This is a genomic window from Rubricoccus marinus (genome assembly GCF_002257665.1).
GTDB lineage: Bacteria > Bacteroidota > Rhodothermia > Rhodothermales > Rubricoccaceae > Rubricoccus > Rubricoccus marinus.
The window spans coordinates 1,575,413-1,589,104 of sequence record NZ_MQWB01000001.1; the positions used below are offsets into that span (position 1 = coordinate 1,575,413).

Sequence of the window (13,692 nt, forward strand, 5' to 3'; positions counted from 1 at the left end):
TGCCCTCCCTCATGTTTCCATCATGTGACCTCTGGCGTCCCTAATGGCCGATGGAAACGCTTGCACATGCTATTGTGCAGAGATGGTGAAGCGTGAAAATAAATCCCGAGCCGTCGGTCCGTGTAGGAGTAAACCGGACATATCCGGCTTCTAAACGGCAGGATTCAGAAGCAAGACGGCCCGTGATTCCACCGCGCCGGACGTGCGCAAGAGGCCTCTGGCGAGTCGGAGTCAGAACGACCCGCGGGCCTTGAGCGCGATGTACCGGTTCACGGCGTCCACGGTCAGGTGCTCGGGCGAGGTCAGGATGGAGCCGATGCCGCGGCGCTCCAGGGTCCGGGCGATTTCTCGCTTCTCCATCGCGAGCGTTTCCGCCGTGGTCTTGACGTACACGTCCTCCAGTCGCTCGGCGGGCGTCTCCAGTAGTTCGCGGATGCCGCTGTTCTCGAAGAGCACGACGACGAGCCGGTGCTTTCTCGCGATGCGGGCCAAGTACGGCAACTGCCGCTCCAGTCCGGCCCGCGTATCGAAGTTGGTGAACAGCAAGATGAGCGACCGCCGCTTCAGCCGGCTGCGGACGGCGGCGTAGAACGCCTCGTAGGAAGGGTCCCGGTAGGACGGCCTCTGGCGGTAGAGCGACTCCAGCACGCGCGAGAGCTGCCCACGCCCGCGGTCGGGCGCGACAACGGTGCGGACCTCGTGATCGAACGTGACGAGCCCGGCCTTGTCAGCTTTGATAAGGGCCGTATTGAGCAGCACGAGGCTCGTGTTGACAGCGTGATCCAGAAGCGTGATGCCTTCAAAGGGCGAGCGCATAGCGCGGCCCATGTCGAGCGCGGCGACGACGGGCTGCGCCCGCTCCTCCTCGTACTGGTTAACGAGAAGCGATGGGCCTCCGCCAGAGGCCATCCCGCGCCGGGCGGTGGCTTTCCAGTTGATCGTGCGGCGGTCATCGCCCGGAACGTAGGTGCGCACTTGGTCGAACTCCATCGTCTGGCCCAGGCGCCGGACGCGCTTCAAGCCCGCCTCTTCCAGCCGGTTGCTCTCGGCCAGGAAGGCATACTTCCGCATCTGGATGATGGACGGGTACACCTTGACTTCCTGGGGCGGAACGGCCCGGAAGCGGCGGTTGATGAGCCCGATGGGCGTGGCCGCGAACAGGTTGAGGTGGCCGAACCCGTAGACGCCGCGCTCGGTCGGGCGGAGGGAGTACGTGCGCCTCTGGCGAGCGCCTTCAGCGCCGCGCGCCGCCAGAGGCAGGAGGTCTCCGGTGTCCCGCTTCTGAAACTGAACGGGCGCCTCGTCAATGATGCGGGCTGAAATGGGTGTGCCGTAGCGGTTTTCCACATTGAGGGCGACCTCGTTCTCGTCGCCCATCGAAAGCTTGTCTTCGACCGCACGCGTGGCGACGAGTCCGCCTTTGCGCGTACCCCAAAGCAAAAGCGCGTCCGCGAGGAGCAACACGGCCAGCGCGAACGCCATCGCTTTCGCAGCCCACAGCAGAGGCGGCCAGAAAAACGCGACCACGAACACGACGACGAGCGCCGTCCCGACCTGGAAAAATCGAGCGGGTAGAAACAGGTCGCGGAACGGCCCCAAGGGGAACGGCTTGCGAGGGGCGCGCGGCGTAGGTGTAGGCCTGGCGGATCTCGCTCTCGCGCCAGAGGCGGGGCGTGGGCCGCCGTCCGGCCTCGGGCGCGGTTCCCGTTGGCGCGAGGGCCTCTGGCGAGGATTCGGCTGGTTGCGCGCGCGTCGGCGCCGGTCGTAGCCGCTCACCGGGGCACCTCCACGTCCTCGACGATGCGGCGAAGCACGTCCTCGGCACGGACCCCTTCGATCTCGCGCTCGGGTGTGAGGATGATGCGGTGGCGCATGGCCGGAGCCACGATGGACTTGATGTCGTCCGGCGTGGCGAAGTCGCGGCCGGACATCGCGGCGACGGCTTTGGCGCCTTGGATCAAGGCGAGAGTCGCGCGTGGGCTGCCGCCGAGCATGAGTGCCGGGTGAGAGCGCGTGGCGCCCACAATCTCGGCGGCGTAGCGGAGCACCGGCGGCTCGGCGCGGACGAGGCGGACGGCCTCTTGCGCGCGCTGGATCGCGTCGGCGTCCAAGACGGAATGCACACGGTCGAGGTCGACGCGCCCGCCGTGGGCCTGGAACTGAGTCAGCATCCGCACCTCCTCTTCCAGGCTCGGGTAGCCAACCACGACCTTGAAGAGGAAGCGGTCGAGTTGGGCCTCGGGCAGGTTGTAGGTGCCCTCGTGCTCGACGGGGTTCTGCGTCGCGAGGACCATGAACGGGGCGTGCATCGCGTACGTCGTCCCGTCGATCGTGGCCTGCCGCTCTTCCATGACCTCGAACAGCGCCGCTTGCGTCTTGGCAGGCGCGCGGTTGATCTCGTCGATGAGGACGACTTGGGCGAAGATGGGGCCGGGGTGGAACTCGAAGTCACCCTCGCGCGGGCGAAACACGCTCGTGCCCAGCACATCGGCCGGCATCAGGTCGGGCGTGAACTGCACGCGGGAGTAGTCGAGGCCTGTGGCCTTGGCGAGCAACTTGGCCGTGAGCGTTTTGGCGACGCCCGGCACGCCCTCGATCAGCGCGTGCCCTCCCGCGAGCATGCACGCGATCAGCTCGTCCACCATCCCGACCTGCCCGACGACGAGCTGCCCGATCTCATGCCGCAGCGCCTCCACGGCCTCGGCGACGGGCTCCAGTTCGGTTGTCGCCGCGAACAAGTCGTCGCCAGAGGCCTCTGGCGCCTTGGCGGTGCCGCTGGTTTCGGCGGTGGTCGGGTCGGTGGGCGCCAGCGGCGCGTCGGGATCGGGGGTGTCCACGAAGTCGGAGGGGAAGGGGTGGGAAGCTAGCGGGCCTCTGGCGCGAGAGCGGGCGCGGCGGCCCCGTCACCCGAAGGCTCGCGCGTGTCTTCGCCAGAGGCGGACGTTCGCGCGGGCGCGTCGAGGTGGCGGAAAAAGCGGTCGAGCCGTGCGTCGAGGTCGACGAGGTCGGCGCCGTGGGGCGCGCTCTGCTTGCCAAGGCGGCGGAGCACGGCAAACAGCGCCAGGCCTTCCTCTTCGGGCACACCAGCGCGGCGGGACGCTCGGCGAGCCGCGTCGGCGGAGAGGTCCGGGGCGGACATTCGCAAGCGGGTGCGGAGCCGGTCGAGAAAGACGCGCCTCTTGCGCTTGAACAGCGCGCGAGAATCGCCGTGCGTGAAGTGCAGCCGCCCGACGGTCCGGGCAAACTCGCGCTGCGCGTTGGGCGGCGGCTTCACGGTCGGGATGGCGCGCTGCCAGCGCCGGCCTCTGAAGAGGATGAGCAGAATGATGAGCAGTAGGCCCAGCCAGTAGGCCCACGCGAGCGCGGGTGTTTGCAGCACGAACCGCAGCGGCGTCTGCGCCTGCGCGCGGTACGGCTTGGTGTAGTCGTCCCAGAACACCGGCTGCGACGGGAGCGCCGCCAGAAGCCCCGCGATGTACGCCTCGCCATCGCCCTCGCCGGTAAGGGCGGCGTTGGTCAGCGCCAGCGGCGCCGAGTGTACGAGCACGGTTCCACGGCCGTGCCGGATGCGGACGTAGTTGGGGTCTTCCTCGATGTTGTCGCTGTCGTGCTGCGTCCCCAGGAGTTCCGTGCGCGAGGAGTCCAGGCCGTAGAGCGTCGCGCGGTTGACGGTGAACGGGAAGCCATAGGTGCCGTCCACGCCAGAGGCCCAGAGGTCCAGGCTGTCGTCGACCGAGAGGTCGTTGCGCTGCAACCAGGGGAGGTCGTCCTCCCACTCGGTGCGGACCCCGCGCAGCTCGCCGCGCGAAGAGTCCGCGGTGCCGAGCGAGTCGAACATCGCGCCGCCGAGCACGTGCGCCGAGACGAAGACGGTGTTGCCTCTGGCGACGTACGCCAGAAGCCGCGAGGCCTCGTCCGGGTCGGGCGCGAAGGCACGCGAGACGAACATGTATGTCGTGCCCGCCCGCGTGGTGTCGGCGAGGAACTCGAAAGGAGGCTCGTCTACGGGCGTGACGGTCGTGCCCAGCCATTCCGGCAGCGAGGCGTAAAACACCTCGGCGTCGAACGGGGCGCTGCCCTCGCGCTCCAGGCGGATGCGCGTGTCTAGTTGGGTCGGCGCCGTGAGGATGACGAGGGCGAGGAGCCCGCCGCCGCAGAGGACCAGCCAGAGAAGTGCGCGTCCCTTCATACCGCTTCGGGGGCTGGCCTCTGGCGGGGCGCGCGCGCCGCGCGATCCACGCGCTCGAAGAGCGGCTCCAGGGTGTTGTAGCGCGCGCGGTTGACCGGGCGTTCGCCGTACCAGACGTAATCGAAGGCGCGTGTGGCGTCTGCGAACGGACCGGCGAGCGCGGCGCCGCCCGCCTCTCGCGCTTGCTGCACGTACTCGCGGTTGGTGGTGTCGCGCCGCCACGAGATGGCGCCCGTCTCGGCGAGCGACTGCAGCGCGAGGACGTAGCGGAAGCGGACGGCCTCACGCAGATCGCCTCTGGCGAGGGCATCGGCGAGTAGCGAGGAGACGTTCACCTCGAGGATGTCGTCCACGTCCATGAGCGGCCCGGCTTCGGCGCCAGAGGCGTCGAGGTCCTTGCGTCCGAACAGCGGCCCCACGTCGGCCCGCAAGAGGCGCGTCACCACCCACGCGAGCCCGAGAATGGCGGCCAAGAGCAGCAGGGTCGAGCCGCCTCTGCTCGTCGCCCCTTGGAGAATGGGAGCCAAGACGTTTTCGCCGAACCAGCGTTTCAGGCGGTCCCACAGCGATGGGCCCTCGGCCTCTGGCGAGTCGTACTGAAACGCCGGGTCGTTTCGGTAGCGCGCGAGCACATCGGACGGCGCCTCTCTCGGGGCCAACGAGTCCGTCGGGACCAGGATCTCCGGTTCGTCCCCGCTCTGGTAGTCGGGGGCGTCGTAGATCGGGAGGTCTTCGTAGACGGCCCCAGGAGGAGGGGGAGGCGGTGCGGGTGGAGGCGGCGGTGCGTCCTCCTGCGCGAGAGCCCCGGGTGACGCCAGAAGTGCGCACACCACCACGCTCGCCCGCCAGAGGCCTCTGGCGGAGATCCCGCCCGGACCGCGCCAGAGGCGAGCGGCCGGGAGCCGAGGGACGCGCGCTGGGGTCACGAGCCGAACCGCCCGCCGCGGAAGCCGCCGGTGTTGCCGTCGTCGGGAGGGAGCGTCTCGTCCGGATCGACAATCGTCTCGTCGCCGGAAGGGGCGTCAGGTGCGCCCCTGCCGGGCTCGGGGCGGTTCCACGAGGAGTTCGGTGCGGCTTCGATGCCCGCATCAAAAATGTCCAGTTCGTCCTCAAGGCCAGCGCCGTCGACCTCCTCGACCAACCGGCCGTGCACGAAAAACGCCGCCAATGCGGGGATGATGTAGGCCACCATGCTGACGATCTGGATCGGCACGTTGGTGTAGGCCGCAGCGTATAGCGCCGCGGTTGGGTCCGCGGACGCGCTGACGCTGTTGGTGAAGACCAACGAGAGGATCACCGAGACCGGGATGGCGATCGCCATGATGGCGACAGCGGTGAGAACCCAGGAGAGGAACAGCGAGCCGAACGCGAATCCCCACGAGCCTTTGACGAGATAGCGGGCGCGCTGATACGCCTCTACGATGCTGGACGACTCCGTCATGCGGGACGCGAACACCACGTGGGCGTACGGCATGGACCAGACCAGGAACCCGAACCAAACCAGCGCGCCCAGGCACGGGATGATCGCGACGATTCCGCTTAAGAGCGCGATGAGCATGTACAGCACGTACATCCCAATCACGGGCAGGATCAGCCCTTTGGACTCGTCCCAGAGGTACGAGACGGAGATGTTGCCGACTTCACCCTCACGGTACAGCCGGACGTAGGCGGAGACCGCCGCCTGCCCGACCCCGAACGCGAGGACACTTCCCAGGAGGAGCACGAAGTACGACGGCCCGAACAGGTCAAGAACCAGGAGCGGGTCGTTCTCCAGGGCCGTGGGGTCCGATATGAGCGCCCCGAACCGGCGGAAGTACAGCGCCGTCGCGATTCCGGCGATGATGGCGAACGGTGCCACCAGCGCGATGTAGCCGACGAACAACTCGCGCGCGTTCTGGCGGAGAAACACGACGGTCGCGTTGATGACGCTGCCCGCGTCCCGAAGCTTGTTGAAGCGGATGGGACCGCGGTCAGGAAACATCTCAAGCATGATCAGAAACGGCGCGGCCCACGCGCCAAGGGAGGAGGACGAAGTACCACAGCATCGCGGCGCCAGAGGCCCCGATGATGAGCCAGCTCAGCACGGCCGGCATGTCGGTCAAACGCGTCACGAAGCCTTCGAGCAGGCCCGCGTAGAGAAACACGGGGACGAGCGCGAGGATGATTTTGAGGCCTCGCCGCGCGCCTCTGGCGAAGGCTTCCAGGCGCGGATACGTACCGGGGAAGAGGAGTGCGTTCCACATCGTGAGCCCCGCGCCGCCCGCGATCGCGATGGCCGAGAGCTCCGGCAGGCCGTGGATGAACACGACGCGGAAGAACTCCAGCGAGAGCCCGTTGCTCGCGAACAGGTGGTAGAAGGCGCCCACCATGATCCCGTTGCCAATCATCGCCCACGCCGACCCCAGCGACCCCGCGGGGATTCCGAACATCGGCATAAAGCCGACGAAGGCGAGGAACGACACGAGGATGTTGTTCTGCACGATGTATGCCGACATGTTGTCCTGCCGCATGTCTTTGTAGACCGCGAAAGGATCGCCGCTCTCGATGTTGGCCTCCGTCATGTTGACGTAGCCGTCGCCCATGATGAGCCGCGCGAACTCGCCGTCGCCAGAGGCGGAGATGAACCCGACGGCGCACGCGCCCAGGAACAGCAGGAGCGCCACGGTCATCGCGCGGCGAGCCTGGTACATCGCCAGCGGCACCTCGCGCGCCCAGAAGTGCTTGAACCGGCCACGTTCCTCGCGGCGGTTGCGGTACACCCGCGCGTGGATGTCGGCCGAGAGGTCGTTGAGGTACGCCGCGGTCGGAGAGCCCGGGTAGAACGTCTTGGCAAACGCGAGGTCGTCGCCGACGCGGATGTAGGCGTCGGTCAGCGCGTCGGGGTCGGGCGCGGCGCCAGAGGCCAGGCCGTCCTCGAACCGTTTCCAGTCGTCGGCGTGTCGTCGGACGAAGACGGCTTCTCTCACGATTCGTAGGTGACATCGGGGGCGGATTGCGCGCAAGATCGCACGGGGACATGCCGCGTGCAGAACCGGTATCATCGGTCTTCGCCACTCCCGATCCTGCCGTGGACCTGTCGTTCGAGATCCGCACTGCCCAGAACGTGCCTCTGGCGCTGGAGCCCGCCAGCGTGGGGCAGCGCATCATGGCGACGGTTATCGACATCGTGATCGGGATCGCGTGGATGCTGATGACGCTGTGGATGCTGGGCAACATGGGCGCCGACTCGTTCGCGCTCCTGCTACTCGTGGTGTGGCTGCCGCCGTTCCTGTACCACCTCGTCATGGAGGTCCTCTTCGAGGGCCGCACGGTCGGCAAAATGGTGATGAGCACGCGCGTCGCGCGACTGGACGGCGCACAGCCGACGCTCGCGCAATACCTCTTGCGGTGGCTTCTTCGCTTGGTAGATGTCACCGTGACGAGCGGCGTGGTCGCTGTTGTCAGCGTGGCCCTGACCAAGCGCTCGCAGCGTCTTGGGGACCTCGCCGCGGGCACGACCGTCGTGCGCCAGAGGCGCCGTCTGGAGTGGATCAACGTGCTCTACCCGATGGTGCCGGACGACTACGAGCCGGTCTTCCCCGAGGCTGAAAACCTGAGCGACGCCGAGATCCGAACCGTTCGCGCGGTGATCGCGCGGCTGCAGATCTCCAAAGGGGACCGCCGCGCGCAGGCCCTAGCAGAGCGCGCGCAGCGCGCCGTAGAGCGGCGCCTGGACCTGGAGCCGACACGGCTCGCGCCTGAGGCGTTTTTGCGCACGATTGTCCGCGACCACGTGGCGCGCCTGGACCGCTTCGGGCAACACGCCTGAGCCTCTGGCGACGACCGCGGTACGGCCCTGTTTTTTCTTGCGGAGCCGAGGGTCTCGTTCTATCGCCTGGAGCCTCTGGCGTGCACGGGCTCGCGGTCCGTTCGCGGCGCTCTCCGCCCATTGAGGCGCCCGAGGGTTCGGTCCATCCGTTTGGCCCCGACAGGGCGCTCGGTCGTGCCCTACTCTGACGCTGTCCGCTTCTGTCGCCAGAGGCCATTTCCGAGTGATTCTCCTTGCCACAATGAGACGGTTGTTTCTCCTCGCGCTGATGTGCGCGCTCGCGCCTCTGGCGCACGCTCAGAGTTCGTCGGTCGCTGACCTCGTGCAGCGCGGGATGGCCGCGTTCCAGGACGGCCGCGTGGCGGAGGCCATCCGCTTGCTGGAGCAGGCCACGGACTCGCCAGAGGCTGACGCGGAGGCGTACTACCGGCTGGGCCTCGCGCTCCGCGCCAGGTCGCCAGAGCAGGACATCAAGCGCTCGCGCCGGGCAGTCGCCCGCGCGGTCTCGCTCGCACCTGGCAACCCGGAGTACCTCACCGCCGAGCTCGAAGCGCTCCGGGATGAGTCCGGGGGCTTCTTTATCGAGCTCCTGCGAGCGCGCGAGAGACGGCAGATCGCGGAGCGCTTGCTGGAAATGGACTCCACAAACGCTTTTGCGCATGAGGAGCTCGCCACGCTCCACATCGCGGAGTACTACCGGTACAGGAACGCCATCTGGACAAGCGGGGCCGGCTTCGATCCCGTGGGCGCGTTTACGAGCGCCGAGGACGAGAGGTTGGCGGACAAGCCCGAGTTAGACGGAGACACTGGGGCTGGCGGACTGGGAGATGCCGAGTTCGACGATCCCGCGTTTGCCGAAATGGACGTCATGGACGGCACCAACCTCGCCACCCGCGAGGCGGCAGCCGGCGACTTCGCCGCCGCACGCGGCAATCAGTTCAACCTGGGCCTGATCCGCAACCTCGGCTCCGGCAGCTATACCGAACGCGCCGATCAGGCGCGTGAACTCGCCCTCGTCCACATCCGCGCGTCGCTCAAAAGCGACCCCCGCCGTCGCTCGCTCTACGACGACGTGATGCGCCTCGCGGCGCTCTCCGGCGACTGGACGCTTGCCGGGGCGCCTCTGGCGGAGATGTTCGTCCACTTCCCGGACGACCCCAACATGTGGCTCTACCTCGGGCTCATGAACCACCGTGTCGGGGAGTGGGAGGCCGCTGCGGCGTCGTTCAAGAACGCGCTGGAAAAGATGAGCGCCGAGGAGCGCGCCGTGTTCGAGGATCTCACGTACGTGCTCTCGCCGGACCAGGAAAAGGAATACCGCGCCTCGCCAGAGGTCTACGCCGCCCGGTTCTGGAGCTCTCGCGATCCGCGCTTCCTGAACCCCTTTAACGAGCGCCGGCTGGAGCACTACGCGCGCCTGACCACCGCGGACCTGCTGTACCGTTCCAACGACCTCAACCTCCCGGGCTGGCAAACCGAGCGCGGGCAGATCCACGTCCGCTACGGCGTTCCGAAAGAGGACCTGATCGTCGAGGGCGACATCGGCGTCGTGCTGGAGCGGTACGCCGATCGCAACGAGTCCTTCAACGCGCCGGAGATGTTCGGCCTCGCCAACCGCTTCAACATCTGGGACTACGGCGATCAGCAGTTCGTCTTCGAGGACCCCAACCGCAACGGTGAGTACGCGCTCTACTCGCCGCCCGCCGACCTGTTCGGGCTCAACGTTCGCGGCATTGACCGGATGGACTACGTGCTCCGAGCCCGCAGCGCGTTCCGCACGAACCCCGAGCGCTACGACTTCGAGGTGCCGGGCCGCGAGGTCTACATCCCCGCCCTCGTCAGCGCCTTCCGCTCCAGCGGACGCGAGGCCGAGGTGTACGTCCACTTCGGCGTGCCTCTGGCGCCAGAGGCCACGGGCCGCGACGGCACCATTCCGGCGACGATCAAGACGGGCGCCTTCCTCGTGGGGACGGACAACGTGCTTCTGGCCGAGCGCCGCAAAACGCTCTATGGGCTTCGGACGGATCAGGTGGTGCCGTACAAAGAGGTCCGCCTCTGGGTGGGGAGCGAGCAGGTCACGGCGCCCCCCGGCGACTACGAGGTCTCGGTCGAGTTCGAAACCGCCAACGGGACCGTCGCCGGTGTGCACCGCGAGGCCGTGGAGGTCCCGGACTTCACCGGCACCGATCTGATGCTCTCCAGTCTGCTCCTCGCCATTCAGGTGGAGGAGGGGGCGACGGCGGGGCCTGGCCGCGTCCAGCGCGGGGACTTCGCCATCCAGCCCGCGCCATGGGGCGTGTACACCGTTGGCGATCCCATCGCGGTGTATTTCGAGGTCTACGGCCTGGGGTTGGACAACGGCCAGAGCGGCTACGACGTGGAGGCGCAGCTTATCCCGAAGGACCGGTCGCGCGGGCTCGCACGCCTCGCGAAGCGGATCTTTGGCGGTCGCGCCAGAGGCGTTTCCACCTCGTTCCCGGCGCAGGGGACGAGCGAGGAGGCCCGGCAATACGTCTTGCTCGACGCGACGGGTCAGGATCCGGGCGTTTACACGCTCACGCTCCGCATCGAAGACCGCGTCTCCGGGCAGCGCACCGAGCGCGAGGTGGACCTCCTGCTGGAGTAGCGCCTCTGGCGCCAGAGGCTAGGCCGAGGAGGGCGCGGCAACTCTTGCGCCCGACTCCGGCGCGGTCTCGCCAGAGGCCTCTGGCGTCGCGCGCATGATGCTCGTGCCGCACCGCTTGCAGAAGCGGGCGTCGGCGTCGTGCTCGCCCAGGCCACACCGGGGGCACTCCTCGTGGCGTCTCGCGGCCTCTTCGTGCTCGCGCTCCCGGTTGAGTTCTACGGTGACGATGCCGGTCGGGACGGCGATGATGCCGTAGCCCATCATGATGATGACCGACGCCAGCGCCTTCCCGAGCGGCGTCACCGGGTAGATGTCGCCGAAGCCGACGGTAGAAAGCGTGACGACGGCCCAGTACACGCTTTGCGGGATGGACGTAAACCCGTTCTCGCCACCCTCGATGACGTACATCATCGATCCCATGACCGTGACGATGGTCAGGACGACAAAGATGAACACGAGGATCTTCCGCTTGCTCGCGGCGAGGGCGCGCCCCAGCGATTCCGCCTCGTTGACGTAGTGCGCCAGCTTGAGCACTCGGAAGATGCGGAGCACGCGCAGGATCCGTACCACGAGCAACGCCTGAGCGCCCGCGACGAACAGACTGATGTATGTGGGCAGGACCGATAGGAGGTCCACGATGCCGAAAAAGCTGAGCGCGTAGTCCCGCTTGCGCTCGACCAGCCGGAGGCGGAGGAGGTACTCGATCGTGAACAGGATCGTGAACACCCATTCCGCGATGCGGAGGCCCCCAGCAATCCGTGCCTGGACCGACGCGACGCTTTCCAGCATCACCACCACCACGCTCGCCACGATGGCGAAAATCAGCGCCACGTCGAACGCCTTGCCCAAGGGGTCGTCCGCGTGGAAGACGATGGAATACAGCCGCGCGCGCAGGCGGCCTGAAGCAGGAGCGGGATCAGCCATGCCCGAACCTACCGCCTCTGGCGGGCCGGCTCACGTCGGCGCCAGAGGCTACTCCGTGGTGACGACGCGGTAGACTGTTTCGCCGGGGCGCCGCATGCCGTACTGCTCGCGCGCCACCTTTTCGACCGTCGCGTCGTCCAGGTCCGCGTCGATGGCGGCTTGGAGTTCGGCGTTCTCCTGCCGCAGCGACTCGTTCTCTGCCTCGATGCGTCCGAGGTCGCGCGCGTAGAGCGCGCGACGAACCAGACTGTGGCTGTCGAGAAACGCGACCCACAGACCCAGCGCGATCGCGCCTACGAGGAGGACACGGCGGCGAGTCGTGGTGCCGGTCAGGCGTTCGCGGATGGACATGGACGGGGAGGCGGAACGCCGCAAGGTGCACCACAATCACCGCGAAAGGCAACCCCTGGCCTCTGGCGCCGCGAGGGGCGCCGCTGCAGGGCTAGGCTGCGGCCTCGCGAATCTGGCGCACCATCGCGTCCAAACCGTTTGCGCGGTTGGGAGACAAGTGTTCCGCCAAGCCGGTCTCTTTCAGGAACCACAGATCGGCGTCGGAGACGACATCCGGCGGGAGCCCGTCCAGGGCTCGGACGAGAAGCGACGCGAGGCCGCGAACGATCTGCGCCTCGGAGTCGGCCTCGACGCGGAAACGCGTTTCGCCAGAGGCGTCCTCCTGCCACGTGTGGAGCCACACCTTGGACTGGCAACCCCGCACGAGGCGGTCGTCCGTCCGGGCCTCTGGCGCCAGCGGCGGCATCGTCTTGGCGTGCTCGATGAGGTGCTCGTAGCGCAGCATCCAATCGGTGAGGAACGCGAACTCCTCAGCGATGGCGCGTTGGCGGCTGTCGAGCGTGTCTGCGGGGGAAGTCATAACGCCAGAGGCTAGCCGAACAGAGTGCGGACGCGCGAGAGGCCGTCGATCAGCACGTCGACCTCGGCGCGGGTGTTGTACAGGCCGAACGAGGCGCGGACGGTCCCGGGCACGCCCAGGCGGTCCATGACCGGCTGCGCGCAATGCTGCCCGGTGCGAACGGCGATGCCGAGCCGGTCCAGAACGGTCCCAGCATCGTACGGGTGGATGCCGTCGAGCAGGAAGGAGATGGCGCTGGCACGCGCCTCTGGCGTGCCCACGAACGTGAGACCTTCCACGGCGCCGAGCTGCGCCTCGGCGTAAGAGACGAGGTCGGCTTCATGCGCAGCGACGTTCTCCATCCCGAGGTCCATCAGGTACTCCACGGCGGCGCCCAGGCCAATGCCCCCCGCCACGTGCGGCGTCCCGGCTTCGAACTTGCCCGGCAACCCTGTATAGGTCGTCTTCTCGAACGTGACGTTCTCGATCATGTCGCCGCCGCCCTGGTAGGGGGGCAGCTTGTCCAGCCACGCCTCGCGGCCCCAAAGCACGCCGATCCCAGTCGGGCCGTAGGTCTTGTGGCTGGAGAACACGAAGAAGTCGGCGCCGAGTGCTTGCACGTCTACCGCCGCGTGGGGCGTGGCCTGCGCGCCGTCTACGAGCACGGGCACATCCATCGCGCGTGCTGCGGCGATGATCTTCGCCAGAGGCGTGACCGTCCCGAGCGCGTTGGAGGTGTGCGTAACGGCCACGATGCGCGTCCGCTCGTTGATCAGGCTGTCGAGGTCCGTGAGGTCCAGATCGCCCCGGTCGGTCATCGGAATCACGCGGAGCGTCGCGCCGGTCACCTCGGCGGCCATCTGCCACGGGACCACGTTCGCATGGTGCTCCAGGGCGGAGACCAGAATCTCGTCGCCAGAGGCCAGGAATCCGCCTCTGGCGAACCCGTGGGCCACGAGGTTGATGCTCTCGGTCGTGCCGCGCGTGAACACGACCTCGCGCGCATGCTCGGCGCCGACAAAGCGTTGCACAGAGCGGCGGGCCTCTTCGTAGTGCTCGGTTCCGTCGGCGCTCAGAAAGTGGACGCCGCGGTGGACGTTGGCGTTTTCGTGGCTGTAGTAGCGCGCGAGGCGGTCCAAGACAGCCCGGGGCTTCTGGGTGGTCGCGGCGTTGTCGAGGTAGACGAGGGGCTTGCCGTGGACCTCTCGGGTCAGGATCGGGAAGTCGGCGCGGACGCGATCGACGTCGAAGGGTGCTGTGTGTGCGGTCATGCCCCAAGTACGCACCTCCGCGCG

At 67.6% G+C, this 13,692-nt stretch carries 12 protein-coding genes; 2 read left to right on the forward strand and 10 right to left on the reverse strand.

Annotated elements, in window-relative coordinates; genetic code table 11:
• Positions 1 to 231: 231 nt before the first annotated feature.
• The 6 genes from BSZ36_RS06520 to BSZ36_RS06545 all read right to left on the reverse strand — a co-directional run bounded on the left by BSZ36_RS06520 (position 232) and on the right by BSZ36_RS06545 (position 7,155).
• On the reverse strand, positions 232 to 1,599 hold the full coding sequence (locus tag BSZ36_RS06520) for a DUF58 domain-containing protein (protein WP_094547131.1): 1,368 nt from the start codon (positions 1,597 to 1,599) through the stop codon (positions 232 to 234).
• A gap of 173 nt (positions 1,600 to 1,772) precedes the next feature.
• Positions 1,773 to 2,837 carry an AAA family ATPase gene (locus tag BSZ36_RS06525; protein ID WP_218827591.1) on the reverse strand — a complete coding sequence of 355 codons (1,065 nt, stop codon included), beginning with the start codon at positions 2,835 to 2,837 and terminating at the stop codon, positions 1,773 to 1,775.
• Between the two features lie 26 nt (positions 2,838 to 2,863).
• Positions 2,864 to 4,189 (reverse strand): DUF4350 domain-containing protein, encoded by a 1,326-nt coding sequence (locus BSZ36_RS06530; RefSeq protein WP_094547132.1) that lies wholly within the window; start codon positions 4,187 to 4,189, stop codon positions 2,864 to 2,866.
• Entirely contained in the window at positions 4,186 to 5,115 is a 930-nt protein-coding gene (locus BSZ36_RS06535) for a DUF4129 domain-containing protein (protein ID WP_143536789.1), read from the reverse strand. Before BSZ36_RS06535 ends, BSZ36_RS06530 begins: the two co-directional genes overlap by 4 nt.
• Complete coding sequence (locus BSZ36_RS06540; protein ID WP_094547135.1) at positions 5,112 to 6,179, reverse strand: hypothetical protein; 1,068 nt, start codon at positions 6,177 to 6,179, stop codon at positions 5,112 to 5,114. Before BSZ36_RS06540 ends, BSZ36_RS06535 begins: the two co-directional genes overlap by 4 nt.
• Complete coding sequence (locus BSZ36_RS06545; protein ID WP_094547137.1) at positions 6,172 to 7,155, reverse strand: stage II sporulation protein M; 984 nt, start codon at positions 7,153 to 7,155, stop codon at positions 6,172 to 6,174. The genes BSZ36_RS06540 and BSZ36_RS06545 overlap by 8 nt, the downstream gene beginning before the upstream one ends.
• A gap of 50 nt (positions 7,156 to 7,205) precedes the next feature.
• Here BSZ36_RS06545 and BSZ36_RS06550 point away from each other — a divergent pair, with 50 nt between their 5' ends.
• Positions 7,206 to 7,997, forward strand: a complete 792-nt coding sequence (locus BSZ36_RS06550; RefSeq protein WP_094547139.1) for an RDD family protein — start codon at positions 7,206 to 7,208, stop codon at positions 7,995 to 7,997.
• Between the two features lie 241 nt (positions 7,998 to 8,238).
• Positions 8,239 to 10,623 (forward strand): GWxTD domain-containing protein, encoded by a 2,385-nt coding sequence (locus tag BSZ36_RS06555; RefSeq protein WP_094547141.1) that lies wholly within the window; start codon positions 8,239 to 8,241, stop codon positions 10,621 to 10,623.
• A gap of 18 nt (positions 10,624 to 10,641) precedes the next feature.
• On the opposite strand, the gene BSZ36_RS06560 is transcribed toward BSZ36_RS06555, so the two are convergent.
• The 4 genes from BSZ36_RS06560 to BSZ36_RS06575 form a co-directional block, all read right to left on the reverse strand.
• Positions 10,642 to 11,547, reverse strand: a complete 906-nt coding sequence (locus BSZ36_RS06560; protein WP_094547143.1) for an ion transporter — start codon at positions 11,545 to 11,547, stop codon at positions 10,642 to 10,644.
• 48 nt (positions 11,548 to 11,595) lie between these two features.
• Positions 11,596 to 11,898, reverse strand: a complete 303-nt coding sequence (locus BSZ36_RS06565) for an FtsB family cell division protein (RefSeq protein WP_094547145.1) — start codon at positions 11,896 to 11,898, stop codon at positions 11,596 to 11,598.
• Between the two features lie 91 nt (positions 11,899 to 11,989).
• A complete protein-coding gene (locus tag BSZ36_RS06570; RefSeq protein WP_094547147.1) occupies positions 11,990 to 12,418 on the reverse strand; it encodes a SufE family protein in 429 nt (142 codons plus the stop codon).
• A gap of 11 nt (positions 12,419 to 12,429) precedes the next feature.
• Positions 12,430 to 13,668, reverse strand: coding sequence for a cysteine desulfurase (locus BSZ36_RS06575; RefSeq protein ID WP_094547149.1), 1,239 nt, complete (start codon positions 13,666 to 13,668; stop codon positions 12,430 to 12,432).
• Positions 13,669 to 13,692 lie beyond the last annotated feature (24 nt).